A 24301-nucleotide genomic window follows, 5' to 3' on the forward strand; every position below is an offset into this window, starting at 1 on the left:
ATAATGGCTGACAATTTTCTTGAACTGGATAAACGTCACGTCTGGCACCCTTTCACGCAAGCTCAAACTGCGCCGGATCCTGTGGTTATTGATTCTGCCGAAGGTGTTCTTTTGAGAACCAAGGACGGGCGGGAAATTGTTGATTATATCTCGTCCTGGTGGGTGAATGTTTTTGGACATGCAAACCCCAAGATTGCCAATGCGATTTCCGAGCAAGCTAACAAGCTGGAACAAGTTATTTTTGCTGGCTTTACCCATGAACCTGCGGTGAAGTTAGCCCAAGAACTCAGCACCCTTTTACCGGGGGATTTGAACCGGGTTTTCTTTTCCGATAATGGATCGACAGCAGTCGAAGTTGCGATGAAAATCGCTTACCAGCATTGCCGTAATACAGGGCAGGAACAGCGCACACGCTTTATGACCTTTGATGGCGCGTATCACGGGGATACTGTGGGGGCCATGTCGGCGGGTATTTCTTCGCATATGTTTGATGCCTGGAAAGATTTATTGTTTTCTGTTGATATCATGCCCTATCCGCACACCTGGGAAAATGATGATGCTATAGAGAGCAAGGAAGCGATAGCACTTGAAGCTATTGATCTTCATCTGGAAAAACATGGTAGGGAAGTCTGCGCAATGATCCTTGAACCTTTGGTGCAAGGGGCAGGGGGAATGCGCATGGTTCGCCCCGAATTTATCAAGACCGTTGTTGAAAAACTCCAAGCTCAGGGGATACTGGTTATCTTTGATGAGGTCATGACTGGATTTGGCCGCACAGGGGCTAACTTTGCCTGTGAGAAGATCGGTGTAACACCTGATCTCATTTGTATTTCAAAGGGGCTAACAGGTGGTTTCTTGCCATTATCCGTAACAGTCGCCACGGACCATCTTTATGAATCCTTTTTGGGGGAAACCTTTGATAAAGCTTTTTGTCATGGGCATTCCTTTACCGCTAACCCTTTGGGGTGTGCGGCAGCTTTGGCATCTATTAAGCTTTTGCAAAGCCCGGAAACACAGAACAATTTCAAGCGTATAGAAGCTGCCCATCATAAAGGGATGGGTTATATCCGGGCGCTGCCGCAGACACGCCATCATCGCATAATGGGCACGATAGGGGCTTTTGATGCGATTGTGGATGACGGTGGTTATACGTCTTCACTTGGCGGCGAATTAAAAAAATGGTTCTGGGATCGTAATATGTTGATCCGCCCGCTTGGTAATGTGCTTTATCTTTTGCCACCTTATGTCATTTCCGATCAACAGATTGATGACGCTTGGAAAGCCATGGCATTGGCAATGGAAGAGCTTAATTCACTATCGTAGTCGTATTGAAAAAGTCAAAAGCCTTACAGGGATTTTTGCAGATCTTGTTGGCGCTTTTGGGCAATAGTTCGAAATTGGTTGTAAGATAAAATAAGTTGACCGAAGACCTGGGCACTTGCCGAGACGACAGGCTCAAGCTAGAACAGCGTCAGAGAAAAATATGGAAGTGAAATCCATCATGGAAAATGAAGTTGATATTATAGCCCCTGAAGCAACGCCACATACTGTGACGATTGCTTCAGTTGAGGGATCTTCTGATGAAGTCAGAACGAATAATAGCGCTGATACACAATCTACGGATGTTCGATATAATTGGACCCGTGAGGAAATTGAAGCGCTTTATGATTTGCCTATGATGGATTTGCTGTTCCGTGCTCAGACGATGCACCGAAAGTACTTTGATCCGAATAAAGTACAGCTCTCTACACTTTTGAATATCAAAGAAGGTGGCTGTGCTGAAGATTGCAAATACTGCTCACAATCCTCGCGTTATAAAACGGATGTCGGCGCCAGTAAGCTGATGGATAAAGATACCGTTGTTGAATATGCTAAAAAAGCCAAGGCAAACGGATCTGGACGTTTTTGCATGGGCGCGGCTTGGCGCAATGTAAAAGACCGGGATATTGACAAGATATCCGAGATTGTATCGGCTGTTAAAGATCTGGGCATGGAAACCTGCATGACGCTGGGCATGTTGAATAAGGATCAAGCAGACAGTTTGAAAGAAGCTGGTCTGGATTATTATAACCACAACATTGATACTTCCCCGGAATATTATCCCGAGGTTATTACAACGCGATCTTTTGAAGATCGCATCGAAACCCTGGGTAATGTGCGTGATGCCGGGCTGAACGTTTGTTCCGGCGGTATTATCGGTATGGGGGAAGAGCGAAAAGATCGCGTTGGTTTGTTGATGGCTTTGGCCAATCTGCCAAAACACCCGGGGTCTGTGCCGATTAACATGCTGGTACCTGTCAAGGGAACGCCGTTTGGTGACATGCAGCGCATTGATAGCTTTGAGATGATCCGGACAGTTGCCGTTGCGCGTCTGATGATGCCCATATCTTACGTTCGTCTGTCTGCTGGCCGTCGTTCATTGGGTGACGAAGGGCAAGCCATGTGCTTTATGGCGGGGGCTAACTCAATCTTTTATGGTGATAAACTTTTAACCACGGCTAATCCGGAAGAAAATGAAGACATGGCTTTATTTGCCAGATTGGGCTTGGAAACAGAGCAAAAAGGCGCTGTTGTCGAACATCATCATGAAGCACCACGGGGCTGTGGTTCCCCCGATTGTGGTTGTGTTTAATACAGCTAAACAGGCTGTAATGGGCAAGATTGCTCCAAGGTAACTACAAATATAATAGCTACGAATGGACTGTATATGAAAAAGGCGGCACTTGGCCGCCTTTATTCTTTGTCGGGTAACGGTCTTTACCTCTGCTTAGTTTCCCATTCCGGATGAATCCATGTCGGCGCATTTGATGCTGGTAGTGGATTGATCCCCAGAATTATGTCGGCTGCTTTCTCTGCAACCATGATGGTTGGGGCATTGAGATTACCGTTGGTGATTGTCGGAAAGACAGAGCTATCCACGACGCGTAAGTTTTCGATGCCGCGTACTTTACACTCATTATCCAGTACGGCCATCGGGTCGTTATCAGCTCCAATCTTACAAGTACAGGAAGGATGATAGGCACTTTCGGCATTTTCCCTGATCCATGCGTCGAGTTCTTCATCCGATTGCAGGGCTGCACCGGGTTGGATTTCGTCTTCGCAATAGGGAGTCATAGATGGCTGTTCCATGATTTCACGGCTTAGGCGGATGCAGGCTCTGAAAGCTTCCCGGTCATCTTCATGCTCGTTGTAATTGAACAGGATTTCCGGTTTGTCATTTACATCACCAGATTTGATTCGAATGTGGCCGCGACTCTTGGGTTTGTTGGGACCTACATGGACCTGAATTCCGTGCCCTTCAAAAGCGGCTTGTCCGTCATATCGCATGGCTGCTGGTAGGAAATGATATTGGATGTCAGGCCACTTTAAACCGGCCTTTGATCGAATAAAAGCACAGGATTCAAAGTGGTTTGTGGCACCTAACCCGTCTTTGAACAGCATCCAACGGGCGCCGATCAAAAACTTGTTCCAAAGATCCAACTTACCGTTCAGCGTGATGGGCTCTTTACACCGGAACTGGAAATATACTTCCAGATGGTCCTGCAGGTTTTCACCAACACCGGGTAGATCGTGAACAACCTCAACACCAGCTTTCTTCAGTACGGCGGACGGGCCAATACCAGACACTTGTAGAAGTTGAGGCGTGCCGACAGAACCGGACGAAAGAATAACCTCTGTTGAAGCTTTAAGCGTTTGGCTAACACCACCGACTTCTATCTCAATACCTGTTGCTTTTTTGCCTTCCATAAGGATGCGTTTTGTTAGGGCGTTTGATATGACTTTCAGGTTTGGTCGCTTTATGACGGGTTTGAGATAGGCGTTTGCCGTTGACCAGCGCACACCATCTTTTACCGTCATATGCATAGGCCCAAAACCTTCCTGACGGTAGCCATTGTAATCTTCTGTTGGGCCATAACCTGCTTCTTCACCAGCTTTGATGAAGGCTTCGTAGAGCGGATTCTTCATCTCGTTGCCATTACAGGTGGCCAGAGGACCATCGTTGCCACGATATTCATCTCTGTCGCCCTTCCAGGTTTCCGCCCGTTGGAAATAGGGGAGACAGTTTTTATACCCCCAGCCCGTTGCGCCGTGTTCTTCCCATTCGTCAAAATCACAGGCATGGCCGCGAACATATACCATGCCGTTAATTGACGACGACCCTCCGAGAACTTTGCCCCGTGGACAGTGAAGGCGTCTGTTGTCCATATAGGGTTCCGGTTCGGACTCAAAATCCCAGTTGTACCTTTGCATATTCATCGGGATCGATAGTGCAGTCGGCATTTGAATGAAGATGGAACTATCGCTGCCGCCTGCTTCTATCAGCAAGACCGAGTTGTCAGGATCGGCGCTAAGACGATTGGCAAGGACACAGCCCGCTGATCCAGCACCGACGATGATATAGTCAAAGGTATCGTTCGACATTGTTCGTAACTCCAGTCAATCAAGGGGATTTCAATCCCCTTCGTTGTCATTTTTGTCCAAAGGGCCGTGACCCAAAAGGATTGTTATCTGTTTTCTTTCTGTAGCAGCATCTCAAAGTAATCGAGCGCGACAGTTTTGGCGATTTCGCGTCCCTGAGTACTATCTAGCAAAGATGTTCTGACCCACAGGCCATCAATTAACGCTACAAGCCCCAAAGAAGCACTTTCAACGTTTTCAGGTTGAAGTAGCTTTTTAAAAATATGTTTGAAGGTACTGATCTGGCGCTTTTCATATATATTCTGCAAGCGGGATAAATCTTTTGAATGTGGTACATGTGCCCAGAATGCCAGCCAGGCAGATACAGTCTCTGGTTCAAATAAATGAGCATCAAGATAGGCTGAAATAAGGGCCTCTATTTGCTCTTTCGGGGTCGTTGCCTGTTCCAGGTATTTTAAAACTGAAAGCCTGAGATCCGACAGCATGCTTTGCATCGTTGCTCTGAGCAGGTCGTCTTTATCTTTGAAATAGTGGTGAACAATACCTGTTGAAACACCTGCTTTCTGGCTAATCAATCTTATGGTAGTATCCGAGTACCCTCGCTCATGAATTGAGGAGATGGTTGCCTCGATAAGCTGTTTTTTTCGTATAGCTTCCATTCCCACTTTGGGCATCTTATTGGGTCTCACAAGTTTAAGTTTCTCGAATAAGCCTATTTTATTTTAATTGGACGTTCAATCAATAAAAATAAAAGTGATGAATCTCCAAAAATTTAATAATGCTTTTATTTCTTAATATGATGATAGGAATCTTGCCCGGATAGCCTTTTGGGTTTGTAGATAGTGGTTATTTGCTTGGAATATTATGGATCCCCTTTTCCTTACAAAACTTGTTTTTGTTTCTTTTGTTGTCTTGGCGATGCTAATGGATCTTATTCAGATGAGAATTCCGAACATATTGTCCTTGGCTATGATTCTTCTTTTCCCGGTAGCTTATTGGGGAAGTGATGCGTCAATTGTGATTTGGGATCACCTTATAGCTATGTTCGTCGTCCTTGGGGTTGGGGTGTTACTTTTCGCATTCAAGATTTTAGGTGGGGGAGACGTCAAGTTTATAGCAAGTTTATCATTGTGGACTGGTTTGGGTTTGTTACCTTCTTATGTATTGATCCTCTCTTTGGTGGGAGGAGCGCAAGTACTTTTACTACTGATTTTGAGACGCTTTTCTACTCAGATAGAATATTTGCTCGCAAAATTTAATCTTGTTTTACCTGTATGGTTACGACGAGACGGTGGTGTTCCATATGGAGTATCTATCGGTATTGCGATTTTGATTTTGTTTGACAATATTCCGCTGTTTGCAACCTAGATCTCTGCTTCAATATCCTGGGTACTTAATATCTTCAGGTTCAATTTTGGGCCTTCCATGTTTGGATGAATGCACAACGCTTTTGCAAAGGATTTTTTGGCAAGCGTCCATTTTTTCTGAGCAGAATAAATCAGTCCTTGTCCCGAAATTGCTCCGAAATGTCTGGGCTCCAGAGTCAGGGTTCTGTTGATGTCTGATAAAGATTTCTCGTAGTTACCTATCAGATAGTTCACGAGGGCGCGTTTGTTCCAGCCCTCAGCGTAGTTTGGATTGTGTTGAATGACTTTAGTGTATTGATCCAGCGCTTCGGTGTATTTTTTACTCTGCGTGGCTTTTGAGGCCCGTGTCATTAAATCTGTGATCTTAGGATCTGCGCTTTCCAGCCAAATTTCCCAAATTTTATTTTCAATGATGATACTGTAAGGACCGGGTGGCGCCTGAAGAAGGTTGTTAAACAGTACTGGTAATCGATTATCTTTTTGATCAGCTTTGGCGCTGTTTTCAAAAGAGAATACCGACGAAGTAAAAAGGATCAATAGCAGTAAAATTCTTTGCCTCATTCCCATAGTGTGAATTGATTTTTTTGATATTTGAAATCACAAATTTGTGTGACTTTATGAGCTGATCCAAAAAGTAAGTTATTGTTAGTGTTTGTTATGTTATAAAAGTAGTGGGGTTACTTCTGTCTTATTGGATGAGATAGTTGATAAATATAATCAGGGGAAAAGAACTCCCCAAAGAAGTGGCGGTAGAGGAAAGTTTTTGCCGTCTTTATGATTATTGGCGCTCTGTTACCCCAAGCAACAGGACGCTGCCTGGTCGTCAGCATATTAACCCTGCTGAGATAACGGATCTTTTGAGTCGGATTGCGTTGGTTGATGTCCACTACACTGGTACTGAAAAACAGTTTCAATATCGGTTATGGGGATCAGTTATGACTGAAGTAGTCGGCAAGGATTGTACCGGAAAATTTGCTCATGATCTCTTCACAGGTCAACAATTACAAATTGTGCAGCAACCATTTAATGCCGTGGTCGAAACGAGAAACCCGCATTTTAGTGAGATAACCTGGGACATAGAAAACAGGGAACATCAAAGTTATAAGCGATTGCTGCTTCCTTTGGCAGCAGATGGTCAAAATGTAAACATGATCCTTGGAACTATTGTAGAAGCTGATCAGGGGAAAACCTGATCACGCATTTCAGAGCGGTCAGTGATTCCGATGATCGGGGTGTTTGCACTGTTTTCTATGAACTCAATGTGCAGCCATGAAATGTAAGGGTTCTGGATCGTCGTCGAGCTTTTGCAAAAGAGATTCACCCAAAAGCGGGTTCAGGTAATGCTGGTCAATTGTGGACCCTATGTCTGATTTGCTTGTGACAATATCTTCTTGGCGAAGAGGACCTGGTAGAACAGGAGATGTTTTTATACTCATTAAGGCTATGAATATGCAAAACTCTGTACTTGCAGAAAAGTCAGGTACAGTTGGGCAAGATCTTTGTTATGCCGAAATGAAAGGTCGAAACCAAGGATTTATTGCCAATCACTGAAGGTTAGAAAGTATAGCCTCACTCACGTTTGTGAATGAGGGTATTTTTGAAAGCTAATCTATTTCGAGTTGTGATGCGCCCAGTTCAAGCCATTCCTGAAGACGTTCCTCGGGGCTGTCGTTATAGAGAACATCTGTGACGACACAGATAATATCAGCACCTGCAGCATAGATATCCGGCGCACGTTCAACGGATAGTCCGCCGATTGCAACAAGAGGGATGTCGCCAACCATTTCTTTCCAGCGATTAACATTTTCAGCGCCCTGTGGAGCCCAGTGCATTTTTTTCAGGATGGTTGGGTAAACGGGGCCTAATGCGACATATTCCGGGTCGAGATCCAGAGCGCGTTCCAGTTCGTCTTCATCATGCGTACTGATGCCAAGTTTTAAGCCTGCATTGCGAATAGACCCGATATCTGCGTCATCCAGATCTTCCTGCCCCAAATGAATGAAGTCGCAACCAAGTTCAATTGCGAGTTCCCAATAGTCATTGATGATCAGTTGCGCGCCATACTCATGGCACTGTTCCTGTGCATAAGTAATTTGCTCTCTGAGCTGTTCTTCAGAAGCGTCTTTTATACGTAGCTGGACAAGCTTAAGTCCAAGAGGCAAAAATCTTGGCAACCACTTGGCATCATCAACAATTTGATAAAAGGGATTAAGCATGATCTTGATTCCAGAAAGGTAGTCCGGCAACCGGAGTTGAAGGGGCAGCCATATCCCGCTTTTCAATGGGATCGGCCTGGTAGCATTGCAGGCCACTTTCAATTGCAAGCGCAAAGGCTTTGGCCATAAGAACGGGATCTCCCGCTTTTGCTACAGCTGTATTTAGCAGGACTGCATCATAACCAAGCTCCATTGCGGCGGCGGCATGTGATGGCAAGCCGATGCCGGCATCAACAATCAATGGAATGTTCGGGAAGTGGGCCCGTAAAGATCGTAGTCCATAGATATTGTTGAGACCCCGCCCGCTACCAATAGGAGCCCCCCAAGGCATTAAAATTTCACACCCTGCCGTGATGAGTTTTTCTGCAACAACTAGATCTTCCGTTGTATAGGGGAAAACCTGAAAACCGTCTTCGTTTAGAATGCGTGCTGCTTCGACCAAGCCAAAAATATCCGGCTGCAAGCTGTCATCTTCGCCGATAACTTCCAGCTTTACCCAAGGAGTTTCAAATATCTCTCGTGCCATGTGCGCCGTGGTAACAGCTTCTTTGACGCTTTTGCATCCAGCTGTATTGGGTAGCACCTTTGCCCCGCTGTCTTTTATAAAAGACCAGAAGTTTTGTCCGGATTGTTCTGTCCCTGACTCTCTACGCAATGAAACTGTGACGATTTCAGCCTGGGAAGCTTTGATGGCTTCAAGCATGATTGCTGGTGAGGGGTATAGGGCTGTGCCGATCAGAAATCGTGAAGATATCTCGTCGTCATAAAATTTAATAGTCATCCTTATCCACCTTGCTCATTCTTAACCTCCCTGCATGGGGGCGACGATTTCAATTTGATCTCCATCGGCAATTTTTTGTTCATGACGCATACTTGCCGGGGCAAGAGTGCCATTAACAGCAGTCGCTACTTTCGCAGTTCCGTATCCCTGTTCAGACAAAAGCTCGGAAAGTGAAGCGGCTTGTGTCGTAATTCTTTGCCCGTTTACTACAATGTTCATCACATATTTCCTGTTGATAGATCAGGTTCACAAAATTGTTCGAAATGATCAGGTGCTGTGTTCTCGCCTAGAACTTGTTCCACAAGACGTTTTGCCATTGCCGGCGCTGCCAGATATCCGTGTCGATACATGCCATTCAGATAGGTTGTTTTTCCCTTGTGGAGAATGCGGGGGAGATTGTCGGGAAAGGCCGGACGGGCATCAACACCGATTTCAATAATTTCAGCTTCGCCAAGGGCTGGGTGTAATGCATAGGCGGCTGATAGAAGTTCCAGAACAGAACGAACGGTTGCACCAGATCGGTTTTCATTTTCGATCATTGTTGCACCAACCATAAAGAGGCCATTGTCCCGAGGAACGATGTAGAGGGGAATTCTGGGGTGTAATAGACGAACAGGGCGAGAGAGTTTTACCTCATTACTTTTGATCAATAGCATTTCGCCTTTTACACCGCGTAATTCATTCAAGTGATCTTGAGCGGCAAGTCCGCGACAATCAATTCTATGATCTGCTTTTGAAGGAACATTAAGTTCTTGGTTTGAAAGTGAGATATTCGTTTGGAATTTAACCCCTTTACTTTCAAGGTAGCTTACCAATTCAGGTAATACCTGTCTGGGATCAAAGTGCGCTTCTTCCGGGTAATAAAGACCCGTGGTAAAGCGACCTGCAAGGTCTGGTTCCAATGCTGTTATTTGATCTTCTTTGACCTGTCGCCAGTTTTCTGTCCTGCGCCCAAAGCGTTTCAGATCTGGTAGATCCCGGGGTGTTGCGACAACTAATGTGCCCTTTTTCTGGTAGGAGGATGTAAACTTTTCCCAGAATTTCATAGTTTCCAGGCCGAGCTCACCTATCAGTGGTTCTGCACTCTCCATTTCGCACCAAGGGGCAAGCATACCGCCAGCCCACCAGGAACAGCAACTTTCATCTGGTCCGTTACTTGATGAAATAACCGTAACATCACAGTTTCTTTCAGCAAAAAATGCTGCGCAGGAAAGACCGGTAATACCCGATCCAATAATCTCTATCGACGGCATTACTGAACTCTCAGATCTAGCTGTAGGTGATCAAGGATTATGTAGTGTCGGCCTTTGCCGTTGCAGTATTGCATGTCGACCTCTTGATAAGACAAGAACTATTCAGATCCAGAGGAAAGGCCTATAGGGAATGGAGCTCAAGTAACTCGAAATCCTTTCCCTTCGCCGGAATAACCCGGATCAGGTTCAAAGAATCCCGCACAGTATCAGTGCAATCTCAGCCCTTTACTAAAGGCACCCCTAGGAAGTTCAAGTTTATAAAATATAGCACTTCGAGACACAAGAAAGTTATGACTGGACTCAAGAAATTTTATCAGGTGTACCTTATATATTTGCATTTGTTTTACAGTAAGAATTATCGACGATTTTGAGCTTTGCCCAAGGTAGATTTATCGCCAAAGATAGATTTTTTAAGTGAAAATTGATATGAATCAAAACAGCTTTTGTCTGTGAGTGTATTATTGGAGACTGATTTAACGTTTTCATGCGTCTGCAAAGACGTTTCCTAAAACGCTGTTAACCAGAGGGATATAAGGTGCAAGAAATTCCAACTGCAACACATGAGAGAACCAAGGCACAAGAAGTGTCATTGTTCATGTTTTTGGCTGCAGGTCTCATTCCTGCACTAACTATTGCCTTGGTCGGTGCCTATGGCTTTTCAATCTGGATGTATCAAATTTTTGTTTCAGGTCCGCCAACTCAGTAATCTATTGATAGAATACAAAAAAAGTATTTGCTAAAATGTAAAGTTAAGAGGCTTTTTTCGTTTTTGCTTTACTGTATTGGCTAATTGCTGAGTGTAATTCTTGTTCGGTAAAGGGTTTTGATAAAACGCCATCCATTCCCATTTCTATAAATTGTGAATGCCGCTCAGTAAACGCTTCGGCTGTTAACCCCACAATTGGTATATCGCTTCCAAAATCGAGTTGTCGTATACTTTTGGTAGCTTCAAGACCGTTCATCTCTGGCATGTGGATGTCCATAAAAATCATATCTGGTATGGAGTTTTCTATTTGCTCTATTGCCAATTTTCCATTTTCTGCAATGCGTACTTTGTGTCCAAATTTTTCCAAAAAAGCACGCGCAATCATCGCATTTACCGGGTTGTCTTCGGCAACCAAAATATCAAGATCGTGATGATGTACCATTTGATTAGGGTCTTTTTGATTCAGAAATACATGTTGTTGGGCAGCAGTTGCTATTTCAAACGGCAAATAAACATCAAAACAGGATCCTTTATTCTTAATGCTTTCTGCTTGAATGTAGCCGCCCATTAATTCAACCATTTTTCTGACGATTGAAAGACCCAATCCTGTTCCTCCGTGTGTTCTCGTTATTGTGCTATCTTCCTGTGTAAAAGGGTCAAAAATCATTTGAAGGCGTTCAGGTTCTATACCTTTACCTGTGTCTTCAACCCGGAGACGTATGACGGTATCTTTTGGTGTAATGTGCTCTTCTGGCGTCTCGGTGGTAAGGGTTACTGTGACACTCCCTTTGTCAGTAAACTTAATTGCGTTACTTATCAGGTTCCAAAGAATTTGCCTTATTCTAACCGGATCACCGATCAAATAGTCTGGACAGTCGTCTGATTTATTAAGCCTAAATTTTAATCCCTTTTCTGTGGCAAGACTTTCAACAGCTGTCATTGTTGTTGACGCAAAATCTGATAGGCTAAAAATAGTATTTTCCAGTTCCACAGCACCGGCTTCAATTTTACTCATATCAAGGATATCGTTGATTATGGCGAGTAAAGTTTGTCCGGAAGACTGTATGGTTTGTATTTTATTCTTTTGATCCTTGTTTAGTTTTGTATCTGCTAACAACTGCGTAACGCCCAAAATTCCATTTAATGGTGTACGAATTTCGTGACTCATTGTTGAAAGAAAGCTGGTTTTAGCTTCATTTGCACGCTTGATATTAGTTTGCCATTTTTTAAATGAATGAAAGACCATGATCCAGGCAACGCTAAGAATTATGGTTATCCCAGAGATGACCAGAATTTGTATCTGACTATCTTGTTGTCGCTGATTTTCTTCTCTGGTAACGGCATTATATAGGCTTCTTTCAAAAGAAATCATGCCTGCGATGTAAATTGTTTTTTGTGCTTCATATTCTTCTGAATAAAGGAGTTCTTTAGCCTTTGATATTTGCCCCTTTTTAATGAAAGTAAAAGCCTGTTCTTCCATTTCAACCAGGGCAATATTGGCAGCATCAACATTAGATATATTTTCTATATTCTGTACTTCAGGAACAAGCTCGATCGCACGTTCAATTTTCTGCCCTAGCTCAGATTCGTACTTTCGGTATCTGTTCTCCCAATCCTTGTTTCCGGTTTCTGCCGCAAGACGCGCAGATGATGAGAGGATTTCATCAAGTAAAATTATGTCACCACGTAAACTTGTTACTTCTAATGTCCATGCATTTTGTAATGATGCATCACGAAAGTTTACAGAATAAATAGACCAGATAACCCAACAGAGCCCTATAATCGTCATGATTAATGTGGATAGTAAAATCCAAAGGGGAGATTTTTGTGAAGGATCTGACATTATGTTGAGGCTTCCTATCGCAAAATACTGCTGTTAAAGCATCCAATTTTCAGAAAACTTTATTCATAAAACCAATTTAATGAGAGAGTATGAATACTTTGTTTATGTTCGCGTCCTTTTGGTTGTGTAATTTCGGATAGTTGCAATCAATACTTAGTAAGCTTTTTTCTTTTGCGTTAGAATATTTGTTGTCTTTCATTTGATCTATATGAGGAACTAAAAAACGGGCCATTAGTAGGCCCGTTTTTTAGGAGTGTATTTGCTATAGGTTGTGTGTCTTATTTCCAACCTTCAACGCCAGTCATATCAGGTAGCTCGTGTGCAATGCCTTTGTGACAATCGATACAGGTTTTTTCGCCAGTAAAGAGGAATGTCTGATGTGCTTCGGCTGCCCGGGTCGATTGGGCAGTAATGTCCATTGATTCGGTAGAATGACAGTTCCGGCACTCCAATGAATTGTTGGCTTTCAGGCGATCCCATTCATGTCCGGCAAGGCGTCTTCGTTCTGCCTGGAACTTTTCACGGGTGTTGATCGTACCAAACAGCTTGCCCCACACTTCTTTGGATGCCTGCATTTTACGAGATATTTTGTCTGTCCAGTTATGTGGAACATGACAATCCGGGCATGTTGCCCTTACGCCTGATCTGTTGCTGTAGTGAATGGTGGGTTTTAACTCAACAAAAACGTTGTCGCCCATTTCATGGCAACTGACACAGAATTCTTCCGTATTTGTGTATTCAAGGGCAGTGTTGAAACCACCCCAGAACATAACCCCGGCAACAAAACCACCAATGGTCAGAAAGCCAATTGAAAGATGCTTGGCTGGGCGATTGGCGCTGGACCAGATCCTGTAAACCAATCCCCAAAGTTTTTTGAAAGGTGTCAACATGGTTTTGCCTATTCACCTTTTAGGAGTTCTTCAACGTCAACAAACTCATTTTCTACCAGCGGGGCTGCTTCAACCTGAGTTACGTGACACTGGTTACAGAAATAACGGCGTGGAGAAATGGTCGCCAACACTTGATTATCACGATCCATATAGTGGGTAATGCTCACCATCGGGGCCTGTGATTCTCCTGTGCGTGTTCTGGCGTGGCAGGACATGCACTTGTTAGCGTTCAAAGAAATTTCATACGAACGTGTTTTGTGTGGGATTGTTGGCGGTTGTTCTGGATAGTTCCTCACACGCTTAACATCGTTGTTTTCAACCTTAGTCATTTTGGGAGCTTCTGCTTCGACGGAGATTGGCTCTCCTTGACGCAAAGTTGCTGTTCCATCAGAAAGCGCAACATTGGTAAAAGCGATTAAGCCCAAGGCAGTTGTTAAATGAACTAGAAAGCGTCTCATTTTATGCCCTCCCTGTCGCAACAATTTTCACAGCACATTTTTTGAAGTCGGTCTGCTTAGACAATGGATCTGTCGCATCCAGGGTGACTTTGTTGATCAACTGACTTGCATCAAACCAAGGCACATATATCAAGCCTTTTGGTGGTTTGTTACGGCCACGTGTTTCAACTCTGGTGACAATCTCACCACGTCTGGAGATAACCTTGATTTCCTGGCCTCGTCTTAAGCCTCTGGAAGTGGCATCTTCAGGGTGTATAAAGGCAACAGCATCCGGGAAGGCTTTGTAAAGCTCAGGCACACGCTGTGTCATAGAGCCTGAGTGCCAGTGTTCCAACACGCGACCGGTTGACAACCATAGGTCGTATTCTTCATCTGGACTTTCTGCGGGTGGTTCGTATGGAAGGGCAAAGATAACGGCCTTACCATCAGGCTTACCATAGAACTCGTAGCCAGTTCCGGGCTTAACATAGGGATCAGAGCCTTCTTTAAAGCGCCATTTGGTTTCTTTGCCGTTTACAACCGGCCATCTTAAGCCGCGTTCATTGTGATAGACCTCAAAAGGTGCCAAGTCATGAGCGTGACCACGTCCAAACTGGGCATATTCCTCAAAGAGGCCTTTTTGCACGTAGAAACCAAAATCTTTTGATTCCTGATTGTTGTAATCCTCATGAGTCTCCTCAAGCGGGTACTTGTCAACAGAACCGTTTTTGAAGAGCACTTCATAAAGGGTTTTGCCTTTGTATTGCGGGTTTTTTTCTAGAACTTCAGCAGGCCAGGTTTCATCCGTTTTAAAACGCTTGGAAAGTTCCATGATCTGCCATACATCTGATCTTGCTTCACCTGGTGCATCTACCAGCTGGTGCCAGAATTGTGTCCGGCGTTCGGCATTACCATAAGCTCCTTCTTTCTCTACCCACATTGCTGTTGGTAGAATAAGGTCGGCAGCTTCAGCTGTTACTGTTGGATAGGGGTCAGAAACGACAATGAAGTTTTCCGGGTTTCTGTAGCCTGGATAACCTTCTTCATTCAGGTTTGGTGCAGCTTGCATGTTGTTGTTACACATGACCCAATAAGCATTTAGCTTACCGTCTTTGAGCATGCGATTTTGAAGAACTGCGTGATACCCAGGCTTTGGTGGAATAACCCCTGATGGAATTTTCCAAATTTTCTCCGCGTAGGCACGGTGTTTAGGGTTTTTAACCACCATGTCAGCAGGTAGCCTATGTGCGAAAGTACCAACTTCACGTGCAGTACCACAAGCAGAAGGTTGACCTGTGAGAGAGAAAGGAGAGTTACCTGGGGTGGCAATCTTGCCAACCAATAAATGCACATTGTAGAGCAGGTTATTACACCAAACACCACGTGTGTGTTGGTTCGCACCCATGGTCCAGAAGGAAACGACCTTGCGATCTGGATCAGCATATAGTTCAGCCAGTTCAATCAGGTGTGCTTCAGATACGCCTGAGAGTTTGGATACCTTCTCAACTGTGTAGTCTGCAACAAAGGCCTTGAACTCTTCAAAGGTCATTTCGGAAGAACCGCCAGCTTTATCAGCATTCTTCGCTTTTTTCTGGAGCTCGTGTTCTGGGCGTAGGCCGTAACCGATATCGGTATTACCGCGTCTGAAGTTGACGTGCTTGTTTACGAAATCAAGGTTCACTTTATCGTTCTGAATGATGTAGTTCGCGATAAAGTTTAGGATTGCCAGATCTGTTTGCGGGGTGAAGATCATTGGTATGTCGGCAAGATCATAACAACGATGTTCGAATGTGGAGAGTACCGCAACTTTTGTCTTTGGTGCGCTAAGGCGGCGATCTGTTACCCTTGTCCAGAGAACGGGGTGCATTTCTGCCATGTTTGCCCCCCAGAGAACAAAGGTGTCTGTGGCTTCGATGTCATCGTAACAACCCATTGGCTCATCAATGCCAAAGGTACGCATAAATCCACCCACGGCAGAGGCCATACAGTGCCGCGCATTGGGATCGATATTATTGGTGGCGAGACCAGCTTTCATAAACTTGGAAGCAGCGTAACCTTCCCAAACAGTCCACTGTCCGGAACCAAACATACCAACCGCAGTTGGTCCTTTTGCCTTAATGGCCGCTTTGAACTTATCCGCCATGGTATCAAGGGCAACATCCCATGATACAGGTGTGAATTCACCTTCTTTGTGGTACCTGCCATCTCTCATACGAAGCAAGGGCTGCTCCAGGCGATCTTTACCGTACATGATTTTGGACAGGAAATATCCTTTCACACAATTCAAACCGCGATTGACTTCAGCTTTTACGTCACCATGGGTCGCAACAACCCTGCCATCTTTTGTTCCGACCATAACACTGCAGCCTGTTCCACAGAAACGGCAAGGTGCCTTGGACCATTTAATTTCGGTTTTAGAGCTGTCGGTCACCAGGTTACTGGCGGCTGTTGGTGTGGCTATTCCGGCGACACCTGCTGCAAGTGCAACTGCATTTGCCTTGATATAGTCACGTCTGGATAGTTTCATGACTCGTGATCCTTAATGTAACAGTAAAGTTTGTACTAAATTCCAGGATTAGTCTTCTTGGTGCTGATAGACGGGGGAGAGAGCGAGAATTTCCTCTGCGGATCGGATACTTTCAATGGTTGATAAAGCATCCTTACTTGTGGGGGCATCAATAAGGACAACGACCTTGCCCTTGTCATCAACAACGGGAACATCTGCAAAGGGATGTTTCAGGATTGCTGTAAGCGCTGCTTCCAGATTATCTGGAGATATTTGCGCTACATGGCTCGAAATGAAGAGTTCTGACTCTTTTTTCATATCAATATTACCCACCGACAGATGAAAAGCTTGATGCCAGATTTGATCTGATCTATTCGCCTTTCAGTTGTTTTATGTCTCATCTCTTACGCAATAGTAGATCTAATTCGCGCCTGATGTTAATTATTATATAAAAGTGAGATTTGATGTCCTTGATATGGATCAAATAAACTTACCTTGAGTATGCCTCTTATGAAGGGCAGGTGCATAAATTGGGTTAAGGACATAGAAAAACCGGCTCTCTATGAGAGAGCCGGGCTAAAGGTAGGGTAAACTTGATTGATTTAGGCAGTTAATTTGGGGGCGATATATTTTTCATCGCTGGTTGTGCGAGGCAAAGCATTACCCTCGGCATTAAAAACGTGGACGGCAGAAAAGTCAGTACAGAGCTCGATCTTGTCTCCTGCCTTTGTTGTGCTGTGTCCATCGGTTTTCACACAAAGAGGATCGTTGTCTCCATTTTCCAGATAGAGATAGCTGGCTTCGCCAAGTCGCTCGACGACATTTACCCTAGCCGAGAGCTTGAAGGATTGATCATTACCTTCTTTCATGTGTTCAGGGCGAATGCCGATGGTAACTTTGTCACCAACTTTGGTTTCATCAGGATGAACCGGAATGCTTGCCGTGCTGTTATCATAATCCAGAAGCACATCGAGGCTTCCTGCATGAGTGGCAGTAACCGTGCCCTCTAGGAAATTCATGGATGGAGAGCCAATAAAGCCTGCGACAAACTTATTGGCTGGGTGGTGATAAAGTTCAAGCGGAGAGCCGCATTGTGCGACGTGGCCACCGTTTACGACAACGATTTTATCAGCCAGCGTCATGGCTTCAACCTGATCGTGGGTCACGTATATAATTGTTGCTTCCAGATCCTGATGGAGTTTGGCGATTTCCAGTCTGGTGTTTACCCGCAATGCAGCATCAAGGTTACTTAGTGGCTCATCAAAGAGGAAGACATTGGGATCGCGAACAATAGCGCGACCAATGGCAACTCTCTGGCGTTGTCCACCGGAAAGTTCGCGAGGATATCTGTGAAGATAATCTTCCAGCTTCAGACTCTTTGCTGCCTTATGAACCTTTTCATCAATCAGCTTTTTGTTTTCACCGCCGCCAAGAAGTCCCCCAAGCGGACCTTTCTTGCCAAGGGTCAATCCAAAGGCCATGTTCTTGTATACAGTCATATGAGGGTAAAGCGCATATGATTGGAAGACCATGGCAATCTTGCGCTGAGAAGGTGTCATGTCGTTGACTGTTTCTCCGGCAATTTGAAGTGTGCCATCAGAAATGGTTTCCAAACCCGCAATGAGCCGAAGAAGTGTTGATTTTCCACAACCGGATGGGCCGACAAAGACCACGAACTCGCCATCTTTGATGTCGATATCTATCCCGTGCAAAACTTCAGCTTTGCCATAGGATTTCTTGATACCTGAAAGTTTGATATCAGCCATGAATCTACCTCTCCTGATGCACAGCTGTGCATGTTGTCATGAGTATTATAAGGTTTTTTGTTTTTTGTTTTGTCCGGATCATTTGACAGCCCCCGATGTCAGTCCACGTATCAACTGTCGAGAGAAGATAACGTAAAGGATCAGGATAGGGACAATGGCCAGGGTCAGTGATGCCAATACCGCATTCCAGTCTGTAACATATTGTCCGATGAATTGCTGGATACCAAGTGTCACTGTTGCTGTTTCCTGACTTGGGGCGAGGATAAGCGGGAACCAGAGGTCATTCCAGATTGGTATCATGGTAAAGACCGCTACCGTTGCCAGTGCCGGACGTATAAGGGGCAATATAATTGACCAGAAAATCCTGTATTCGGATACACCATCACACCGGGCGGCTTCTTTCAGATCATTGGGTATTTGCGCAATGAATTCCCTGAGTATGAATATGGCCAAGGGCAGACCCTGGGCCGTGTAGACAAGAACAAGAGCAGTAAGCGTGTTCACCAGTCCCATGCCGACAATCATCTTCAACAAGCTAACACTGCCCAAGCGTATGGGGATCATAATGCCGATAGCAAGGTAAAGTGCCATCATATTACTACCGGGGAAGTCGTATTCAGCCAAGGCCCATGCAGCCATTGCACCCAGTAGCAATACAAAAATCAGACTTATGACTGTCACCGATATGGAGTTGGTGAAATAGACGTCAAATGATGATCTGGCGATAACCTTTTCAAAACCAACAAGATCAAAAGTCGTTCCTGTTGGAAAAGCGAGTGGATCTCTGAAAATTCCTTTTTTGCTTTTGAAGGAATTCATGATCACGAGGTAAATAGGGAACAGCGCAATGAGTGTGTAACACATAAGGACGGCATGAACGCCTAACGGGCCAACGCGTTTTGAGAGTTTCATCTGTCCGTCCTCCTAAAGTTGATAGCGCTGTAAGCGACGTTGAATAACAAAAAGATAGAGCATGACACCGCAAAGGATGACCAGGAACATCAAGCTGGCAACAGTGGCTCCCAATGTGGCACTGCCGGGTTGTAGCTGGTAACCAAAGAACGTGCGGTAGAACATTGTGCCCATAATGTCAGTCTCGAAGTTTGGACCTGCAAGGGCGCCTTTGACGGCATAAATGAGATCAAATGCGTTAAAGTTTGCTACAAAGGTTAAAACAGAAACCATTGCGATTGTTGGCAAAATCAAGGGTAATTTAATACGCCAGAAAGCCGTCCACTGGTTCGCGCCATCAACAATGGCTGCGTCGACAAGATCATCAGGGACATTAAGCAGGGCGGCGTAGATCAGCATCATCGGAATACCAACGAATTGCCATACGGAAATAAATGACAGAGTGATCAGAGCCGTGGACTCTTCGCCAAGTAGAGAGGGCAGTCCATCAGTCATTCCGACAAAGCCTACAAGGGTATCGCCAACACCCCAAAGTGGACTGAGAATTAACTTCCATATAAAGCCAATGATTACAACTGATAGCATTGTGGGCATAAAGATCAGTGTGCGATAGCTGTTTGCCATCTTTAATCTTGGAAGGCTTAGCAAGGCGGCTAGAAGCAGCCCGATTGGATTTTGAACAAACATATGAATGACAAAGAAGATAAAGTTATTCTCTAGTGCATTACTGAAGTCTGTCCACCAACGTTCATCGGTGAGAATGAGAACATAGTTATCCCAACCGACAAAGGATGTTATGCCCTCGGCCGTTTCGTCATAAAAACTGTATCTGACTGTATCGATCAGGGGGATGATCATAAACAGGGTATAGATCAGGGCCGCAGGCAAAAGGAACACTAAGACATGTGTTCGAAAGAACGATCCCCTTTGGTTTTTTAAGGCCATATGGATAGGTACTCACTTCGATTGGGACGTAATTTATATGCAAAACGCCGGTACCGATAAGGCACCGGCGTTTTATTATAGCAGACTTTTTATTGCTGTGGTTTATACCAGCTAGCAAGTCCGTCCTGTGCCTTTTTGGCTGCTTCTTCTGCCGTCATGCTGCCGTTAATAACGCCAACAGAGGTATTCCAGAGATCGTTTTCAAGGTTTGGTGTGCCGCGTGAAAGGATCTGATAGGAATTACGGATAGAAGATTCACACTTGCCACGCCAGCTCACGAATTCCTGAGCAACAGGGTCGCTGATGGTTAGTTCGTGCTTTGACAGGGCATAGAATCCAGGTAGGGCATTCGAGAAAATGGAGCCAGCTTCAGCAGATGCCATCCAGCTTAGGAAGGTTTCGGCTGCTTTCACATTCTTGGATGCTGAATTGATGCCAAGGCCAATGTCTGTATGATCAGAGATGTAGCAAGTGTCTTGTCCTGCGGGAATAGGTGGTGGGAAAGCACCGAATTCAAAGTCTGCTTGACCATTAAATGTCGAAATATCCCATGATCCTGCAGGGTAGATCGCTGCACGGCCCAAGCTAAAGAGATTTTGGCTATCCGGATAAGACTGGCCTTTGTAGCCTTTACCAAGATATGGTCCCCATTCGGCAAGATGCTCATATACTTTTACATACTGAGGGTCCGTCAGCTTTTCTGTACCGTCGATCAAACCTTTACGGCCTTTTTCACCAGCCCAGAAGTTTGGACCAACATTCTGGAAGCCCATAGTTGCTGCTTCCCACTGGTCAGCTGTACCCATTGACATTGGAATATAGGTGCCGTCTTCCTTGATCTTTTCAAGAGCAGCCATGAACTCGGGAATTGTCTTCGGAATTTCCAGGCCAAGCTCTTTAAAGGCTTCTTTGTTGTAGATAAAACCGTGGATCACTGATGCCATTGGCAGGCAGAATGTTGTGGATCCATCATCTGTTTGCCAGGCCGATTTTGCAACACCAGAGAAGTTCTCCATACCGGGCAGGTCATCAACTTTTGTCAGATGACCCTTGTTGTAGAGGTCAAGCGAGGCATCAAAAGGCTTACAGGTAATCAGATCGCCAGCTGTGCCAGCTGTCAGCTTGGCGTTCATGTTGGCGTTATATTCTGTTGGTGGTGACGGCGCAAAGCGGACCTTGATATCGGGATGTGATTTGTTAAATGCAGGAATAATCTGGCTTTCCCAAATGTCCAAATCATCTGTGCGCCAGCTTTCAATAACCAGTTCATCTGCGAAAGCAGATACGGTTGGTGTTAGTGAAGCAGCTGCCAAAGCAATTGCAGCAACACTTGTGCCTAGTGTGAGATTACTTTTCTTCATCTTATCCTCCGAGTTAAGAAAGTACCCGGGTTTTTCCCGGTTTTTTTAAGATTATTAATTTAAGTTACTTGAGTTGTTCTATTGCCAACCGTAGGTGTCCTTGATTATCAGTGAGTGCTTTTTCTGCATCAGATTTAGAGTGATTCATTGCTAAAAGAACTGCGAGCTTTATGTCTTTATCAGCCATTTCCAGGCATCTTTTGGCGGTTTGATTGTCAGTCCCGGTAATCTCCTGAATAATTGCGGCACCACGCTTTTCCAGTTTTTCATTGTTGATAACCATTGATACCATCAATCCGTCATGAACATGGCCAAGCTTTGTCATTGTGAGAGTGGACAACATATTCAAAGCTGCTTTTTGTGCTGTACCAGCAGCCATTCTGGTTGATCCGGCTATAACTTCACTTCCGCTATCCAGGAAAATAGAATGGTCTGCATATTCAAAGGTTGGCGCATGTTTATTATTGGCAATACTGACGACCAAGCTACCTTGGGAACGGGCGTGTTTGGCAGCGGCCAAAGTGTAAGGTGTCGATCCACTTGCCGCGACGGCGATGATTACATCCTGTGCATTTATTTCATGTTGCTTAAGGGCGTCGATAGCAATGGTTTCATCGTCTTCTGCGCCACCCATGGGCGCAAGAAGAGCGTCTTTGCCCCCCGCGATCAGTGGAATCATTTTATCCAGAGGCCAACCATAAGTCGGATTGAGTTCGACACAATCTTGAATGGCGAGATGCCCGGAAGATCCTGCGCCAATATAGAAAAGACGCCCGTCATTTGACAGGCGATTGGCAATTGCTTCTGCGCTTGCTGAAATTTCCGGGATTGAATGCTGTATGCAAGAGATGGCTCTGAGTTGAGACGCCCATAGCGACTCAAGAATGTCCTCGGCAGGCCAAGTATCCAGGTTGTGGTAACGGGGACTATGTTTTTCTGTACCCTGCATCTCTTTCGACAAGCTTTTTAATCCGTTAATTTGTGAATAGTTGGTTTCATAATACCAAAAAGAAACCAATTTGAAATCAATTTTTTCTATTTTTGTAATTTATAAATCATTTCATTAATAAAATATTTATTTTTGTTTTTGTTTAACATTTTGAAATTAAACAATAATTTCAAATAAAATTACTTTGGTACAAAAAAATAAAATCTTTTGAATTTACCTTTAGTCAAAAATACCATAAATTGGTATTCAATTGGTTTTGTATATTGGTCTTTTATTGGTTCTGGAGTGGTAAGTGATAAACGAAATGCTCTACGCAGGTGTTGATGGTGGGGGAACGAGCTGTCGTGTTCGAATTGAGGATGCGAATCGTGACGTTCTTGGCGAAGGGTTTGCCGGGCCATCAAATTCAAGACTCGGAGCTGTTCGTGTTTATTACGAAATAGAAAAGGCCTGTCTTGAAGCTCTGCATCAATCGGGTAGAGGTAGGGAAGATTTTTCTTCGTTGCATGTTGGCTTGGGGCTGGCGGGTCTCGGATTGGAAAGCGAGCTTCAAGCAATGCTTTCTTTTCCACATTCTTTTGCATCTGTTACTGGAGCAACCGATGCCTATACAGCGTGTTTAGGTGCTCACGCTGGTGAGGACGGGGGCATTCTTATTTTGGGAACAGGCTCATGTGGGCTGGGTATTGTTCAGGATGAAGTCATCAATGTGGGCGGTTGGGGGTTTGAGATTTCTGATCATGCCAGCGGCGCTGCTCTTGGGTTAACAGCAGTTCGCAGTTCGCTTTTTGCTGCTGAAGGTTGTCGACCGGAAACTCCTTTGACAAAAGCAATTATGGCGCATTTTAAAAATGATCGCCAAGTGATGGTTAAGTGGGCTGAAGAAGCCGAACCTCATCATTATGGTTCCTTTGCACCCCTTATTTTTGATCATGCCGATGAGGGGGATGAACTGGCGGGTCGGATCGTCGCTAAATCGGTACACGAAGCAGGCTGCATGATGCAGGCTTTGCTTGATAAGAGTGTTGAAACTATTTGTCTTATGGGGGGCGTTTCAAAGCGCATTGCTCCCAGATTGCCAGAAAAATATCAAAAAATTCTAAGAGACCCGCATGGTGATGCGATGGACGGTGCCATTAGAATGGTTCGAAAAAAGGCTTCTGGTGGTCAGGAGGCTTTAAAATGAAAGTAAGCACGTTTCGCGCGTTAAAGGTAAAATCCCGATTGGATGGCAGTAATCCAACGCCGCTCTATAAGCAGCTGCAAACGTTAATCAGACAGGCGATTGAAAGTGGCGCATTTAAAGTTGAAGATGCGTTGCCTAGTGAGCGCGATATCGCCACTGAATTGGAAGTATCTCGCGTGACTGTTCGCAAAGCAGTTCAGGGACTGGTTCGGGATGGTTTGCTCGTTCAGCGTCATGGGGCAGGCACTTTTGTTGCGTCACGCATGGAACAACCGCTTTCCAAACTAACCAGTTTTACTGAAGATATTACTGCCCGGGGAATGCAACCGTCTGTTGTTTGGGTTGAGCGTGCGACAGGATTGGCGACCCCGGAAGAAGCGATGGCGCTGAATTTGTCGCCGGGCGTTGGGGTGTCGCGTTTACATCGAATACGCTGTGCAGACGGCAAGGCACTAGCCATCGAATTGGCCACTGTTCCACAGGAATTTTTGCCGGACCCTTTGGTCGTCGAAGATTCTCTTTACAGTGTGCTGGATAAATCGGGATTACGTCCTTTGAGAGCCTTGCAAAGGCTCAGGGCTGAATTATTGCAACCGACGCAAGCTGACTTGCTGGGAGTTCCTGTTGGGGGGCCAACTCTTTATATCGAAAGACGCTCTTTTTTGCCCGACATGCGTCCTATTGAATTTACCCGCTCTCATTATCGTGGAGACAGCTATGATTTCATTGCTGAACTCTATTTGGATAGCCGTGATTAATATGAG

25 protein-coding genes and 1 riboswitch are annotated in these 24301 nt (G+C 44.9%); of the genes, 7 read left to right on the forward strand and 18 right to left on the reverse strand.

Features of this window, described 5'->3' with window-relative positions:
• The first annotated feature begins 3 nt into the window (after nt 1-3).
• Both bioA and bioB read left to right on the forward strand, forming a co-directional pair.
• Nucleotides 4-1323 (forward strand): adenosylmethionine--8-amino-7-oxononanoate transaminase, encoded by a 1320-nt coding sequence (bioA, locus tag D9A03_RS04060; RefSeq protein WP_120495948.1) that lies wholly within the window; start codon nt 4-6, stop codon nt 1321-1323.
• Between the two features lie 160 nt (nt 1324-1483).
• Complete coding sequence (gene bioB / locus D9A03_RS04065; protein WP_254054971.1) at nt 1484-2632, forward strand: biotin synthase BioB; 1149 nt, start codon at nt 1484-1486, stop codon at nt 2630-2632.
• A 125-nt stretch (nt 2633-2757) separates the two neighbouring features.
• On the opposite strand, the gene betA is transcribed toward bioB, so the two are convergent.
• Both betA and betI read right to left on the reverse strand, forming a co-directional pair.
• Nucleotides 2758-4422, reverse strand: a complete 1665-nt coding sequence (gene betA, locus D9A03_RS04070; protein WP_120495949.1) for a choline dehydrogenase — start codon at nt 4420-4422, stop codon at nt 2758-2760.
• An 83-nt stretch (nt 4423-4505) separates the two neighbouring features.
• On the reverse strand, nt 4506-5093 hold the full coding sequence (betI, locus tag D9A03_RS04075; protein WP_120495950.1) for a transcriptional regulator BetI: 588 nt from the start codon (nt 5091-5093) through the stop codon (nt 4506-4508).
• A 190-nt stretch (nt 5094-5283) separates the two neighbouring features.
• Here betI and D9A03_RS04080 point away from each other — a divergent pair, with 190 nt between their 5' ends.
• Complete coding sequence (locus D9A03_RS04080) at nt 5284-5787, forward strand: prepilin peptidase (RefSeq protein ID WP_120495951.1); 504 nt, start codon at nt 5284-5286, stop codon at nt 5785-5787.
• On the opposite strand, the gene D9A03_RS04085 is transcribed toward D9A03_RS04080, so the two are convergent.
• Entirely contained in the window at nt 5784-6323 is a 540-nt protein-coding gene (locus D9A03_RS04085) for a tetratricopeptide repeat protein (RefSeq protein ID WP_162937964.1), read from the reverse strand. The two genes, D9A03_RS04080 and D9A03_RS04085, sit on opposite strands and share 4 nt — an antisense overlap.
• A gap of 167 nt (nt 6324-6490) precedes the next feature.
• On the opposite strand from D9A03_RS04085, the gene D9A03_RS04090 reads away from it, so the two are divergent.
• On the forward strand, nt 6491-6979 hold the full coding sequence (locus D9A03_RS04090) for a PAS domain-containing protein (protein WP_120495953.1): 489 nt from the start codon (nt 6491-6493) through the stop codon (nt 6977-6979).
• Nucleotides 6980-7042: 63 nt separating this feature from the next.
• Here D9A03_RS04090 and D9A03_RS04095 read toward each other — a convergent pair whose 3' ends face one another.
• From D9A03_RS04095 to D9A03_RS04115, 5 genes are all read right to left on the reverse strand, one after another.
• Nucleotides 7043-7222, reverse strand: a complete 180-nt coding sequence (locus tag D9A03_RS04095) for a hypothetical protein (RefSeq protein ID WP_120495954.1) — start codon at nt 7220-7222, stop codon at nt 7043-7045.
• A gap of 168 nt (nt 7223-7390) precedes the next feature.
• Entirely contained in the window at nt 7391-8002 is a 612-nt protein-coding gene (locus tag D9A03_RS04100; RefSeq protein WP_216825375.1) for a thiamine phosphate synthase, read from the reverse strand.
• Nucleotides 7995-8777 (reverse strand): thiazole synthase, encoded by a 783-nt coding sequence (locus D9A03_RS04105; protein ID WP_120496376.1) that lies wholly within the window; start codon nt 8775-8777, stop codon nt 7995-7997. Before D9A03_RS04105 ends, D9A03_RS04100 begins: the two co-directional genes overlap by 8 nt.
• A gap of 27 nt (nt 8778-8804) precedes the next feature.
• A complete protein-coding gene (gene thiS / locus D9A03_RS04110) occupies nt 8805-9002 on the reverse strand; it encodes a sulfur carrier protein ThiS (RefSeq protein ID WP_120495955.1) in 198 nt (65 codons plus the stop codon).
• Complete coding sequence (locus tag D9A03_RS04115) at nt 9002-10036, reverse strand: FAD-dependent oxidoreductase (RefSeq protein ID WP_120495956.1); 1035 nt, start codon at nt 10034-10036, stop codon at nt 9002-9004. Before D9A03_RS04115 ends, thiS begins: the two co-directional genes overlap by 1 nt.
• Before the next feature lie 139 nt (nt 10037-10175).
• Nucleotides 10176-10288, reverse strand: a riboswitch (TPP riboswitch).
• A 283-nt stretch (nt 10289-10571) separates the two neighbouring features.
• On the opposite strand from D9A03_RS04115, the gene D9A03_RS20035 reads away from it, so the two are divergent.
• Complete coding sequence (locus D9A03_RS20035; protein ID WP_254054972.1) at nt 10572-10742, forward strand: periplasmic nitrate reductase, NapE protein; 171 nt, start codon at nt 10572-10574, stop codon at nt 10740-10742.
• 43 nt (nt 10743-10785) lie between these two features.
• Here the strand turns inward: D9A03_RS20035 and D9A03_RS04125 are convergent, their stop codons facing one another.
• From D9A03_RS04125 to D9A03_RS04170, 10 genes are all read right to left on the reverse strand, one after another.
• Nucleotides 10786-12585 carry an ATP-binding protein gene (locus tag D9A03_RS04125; RefSeq protein WP_120495957.1) on the reverse strand — a complete coding sequence of 600 codons (1800 nt, stop codon included), beginning with the start codon at nt 12583-12585 and terminating at the stop codon, nt 10786-10788.
• Nucleotides 12586-12863: 278 nt separating this feature from the next.
• Nucleotides 12864-13475 (reverse strand): NapC/NirT family cytochrome c, encoded by a 612-nt coding sequence (locus D9A03_RS04130; protein WP_120495958.1) that lies wholly within the window; start codon nt 13473-13475, stop codon nt 12864-12866.
• An 8-nt stretch (nt 13476-13483) separates the two neighbouring features.
• On the reverse strand, nt 13484-13933 hold the full coding sequence (locus tag D9A03_RS04135; protein ID WP_120495959.1) for a nitrate reductase cytochrome c-type subunit: 450 nt from the start codon (nt 13931-13933) through the stop codon (nt 13484-13486).
• A 1-nt stretch (nt 13934) separates the two neighbouring features.
• Nucleotides 13935-16439, reverse strand: coding sequence for a nitrate reductase catalytic subunit NapA (gene napA / locus D9A03_RS04140; RefSeq protein ID WP_120495960.1), 2505 nt, complete (start codon nt 16437-16439; stop codon nt 13935-13937).
• A 48-nt stretch (nt 16440-16487) separates the two neighbouring features.
• Nucleotides 16488-16736: a chaperone NapD gene (locus tag D9A03_RS04145; protein WP_162937965.1), complete on the reverse strand. Its 249-nt coding sequence runs from the start codon at nt 16734-16736 to the stop codon at nt 16488-16490.
• 284 nt (nt 16737-17020) lie between these two features.
• A complete protein-coding gene (locus D9A03_RS04150; RefSeq protein WP_120495962.1) occupies nt 17021-18184 on the reverse strand; it encodes an ABC transporter ATP-binding protein in 1164 nt (387 codons plus the stop codon).
• Nucleotides 18185-18262: 78 nt separating this feature from the next.
• Nucleotides 18263-19096 (reverse strand): carbohydrate ABC transporter permease, encoded by an 834-nt coding sequence (locus tag D9A03_RS04155; RefSeq protein ID WP_120495963.1) that lies wholly within the window; start codon nt 19094-19096, stop codon nt 18263-18265.
• Between the two features lie 12 nt (nt 19097-19108).
• Nucleotides 19109-19993: a carbohydrate ABC transporter permease gene (locus tag D9A03_RS04160; RefSeq protein WP_254054982.1), complete on the reverse strand. Its 885-nt coding sequence runs from the start codon at nt 19991-19993 to the stop codon at nt 19109-19111.
• A gap of 137 nt (nt 19994-20130) precedes the next feature.
• Nucleotides 20131-21402: an ABC transporter substrate-binding protein gene (locus tag D9A03_RS04165; RefSeq protein WP_120495965.1), complete on the reverse strand. Its 1272-nt coding sequence runs from the start codon at nt 21400-21402 to the stop codon at nt 20131-20133.
• A 64-nt stretch (nt 21403-21466) separates the two neighbouring features.
• Nucleotides 21467-22363 carry an N-acetylmuramic acid 6-phosphate etherase gene (locus tag D9A03_RS04170; RefSeq protein WP_216825377.1) on the reverse strand — a complete coding sequence of 299 codons (897 nt, stop codon included), beginning with the start codon at nt 22361-22363 and terminating at the stop codon, nt 21467-21469.
• A gap of 280 nt (nt 22364-22643) precedes the next feature.
• Here D9A03_RS04170 and D9A03_RS04175 point away from each other — a divergent pair, with 280 nt between their 5' ends.
• Both D9A03_RS04175 and D9A03_RS04180 read left to right on the forward strand, forming a co-directional pair.
• Nucleotides 22644-23537: a BadF/BadG/BcrA/BcrD ATPase family protein gene (locus D9A03_RS04175; protein ID WP_120495966.1), complete on the forward strand. Its 894-nt coding sequence runs from the start codon at nt 22644-22646 to the stop codon at nt 23535-23537.
• Entirely contained in the window at nt 23534-24295 is a 762-nt protein-coding gene (locus D9A03_RS04180; RefSeq protein WP_120495967.1) for a GntR family transcriptional regulator, read from the forward strand. Before D9A03_RS04175 ends, D9A03_RS04180 begins: the two co-directional genes overlap by 4 nt.
• Nucleotides 24296-24301 lie beyond the last annotated feature (6 nt).

The organism is Kiloniella sp. EL199, from assembly GCF_900313065.1.
Classification (GTDB): domain Bacteria; phylum Pseudomonadota; class Alphaproteobacteria; order Kiloniellales; family Kiloniellaceae; genus Kiloniella.

Excerpts from the sequence above, each read along its gene's own strand:
- betA (WP_120495949.1), bottom strand. The coding sequence starts at position 4,422 with ATGTCGAACGATACCTTTGACTATATCATCGTCGGTGCTGGATCAGCG.
- D9A03_RS04130 (WP_120495958.1), bottom strand. The coding sequence starts at position 13,475 with ATGTTGACACCTTTCAAAAAACTTTGGGGATTGGTTTACAGGATCTGG.
- D9A03_RS04135 (WP_120495959.1), bottom strand. The coding sequence starts at position 13,933 with ATGAGACGCTTTCTAGTTCATTTAACAACTGCCTTGGGCTTAATCGCT.
- bioB (WP_254054971.1), top strand. The coding sequence starts at position 1,484 with ATGGAAGTGAAATCCATCATGGAAAATGAAGTTGATATTATAGCCCCT.
- D9A03_RS04080 (WP_120495951.1), top strand. The coding sequence starts at position 5,284 with ATGGATCCCCTTTTCCTTACAAAACTTGTTTTTGTTTCTTTTGTTGTC.
- betI (WP_120495950.1), bottom strand. The coding sequence starts at position 5,093 with ATGCCCAAAGTGGGAATGGAAGCTATACGAAAAAAACAGCTTATCGAG.
- D9A03_RS04095 (WP_120495954.1), bottom strand. The coding sequence starts at position 7,222 with ATGAGTATAAAAACATCTCCTGTTCTACCAGGTCCTCTTCGCCAAGAA.
- D9A03_RS04155 (WP_120495963.1), bottom strand. The coding sequence starts at position 19,096 with ATGAAACTCTCAAAACGCGTTGGCCCGTTAGGCGTTCATGCCGTCCTT.
- thiS (WP_120495955.1), bottom strand. The coding sequence starts at position 9,002 with ATGAACATTGTAGTAAACGGGCAAAGAATTACGACACAAGCCGCTTCA.
- D9A03_RS04150 (WP_120495962.1), bottom strand. The coding sequence starts at position 18,184 with ATGGCTGATATCAAACTTTCAGGTATCAAGAAATCCTATGGCAAAGCT.
- bioA (WP_120495948.1), top strand. The coding sequence starts at position 4 with ATGGCTGACAATTTTCTTGAACTGGATAAACGTCACGTCTGGCACCCT.
- napA (WP_120495960.1), bottom strand. The coding sequence starts at position 16,439 with ATGAAACTATCCAGACGTGACTATATCAAGGCAAATGCAGTTGCACTT.
- D9A03_RS04180 (WP_120495967.1), top strand. The coding sequence starts at position 23,534 with ATGAAAGTAAGCACGTTTCGCGCGTTAAAGGTAAAATCCCGATTGGAT.
- D9A03_RS04145 (WP_162937965.1), bottom strand. The coding sequence starts at position 16,736 with ATGAAAAAAGAGTCAGAACTCTTCATTTCGAGCCATGTAGCGCAAATA.
- D9A03_RS04125 (WP_120495957.1), bottom strand. The coding sequence starts at position 12,585 with ATGTCAGATCCTTCACAAAAATCTCCCCTTTGGATTTTACTATCCACA.
- D9A03_RS04100 (WP_216825375.1), bottom strand. The coding sequence starts at position 8,002 with ATGCTTAATCCCTTTTATCAAATTGTTGATGATGCCAAGTGGTTGCCA.
- D9A03_RS04115 (WP_120495956.1), bottom strand. The coding sequence starts at position 10,036 with ATGCCGTCGATAGAGATTATTGGATCGGGTATTACCGGTCTTTCCTGC.
- D9A03_RS04165 (WP_120495965.1), bottom strand. The coding sequence starts at position 21,402 with ATGAAGAAAAGTAATCTCACACTAGGCACAAGTGTTGCTGCAATTGCT.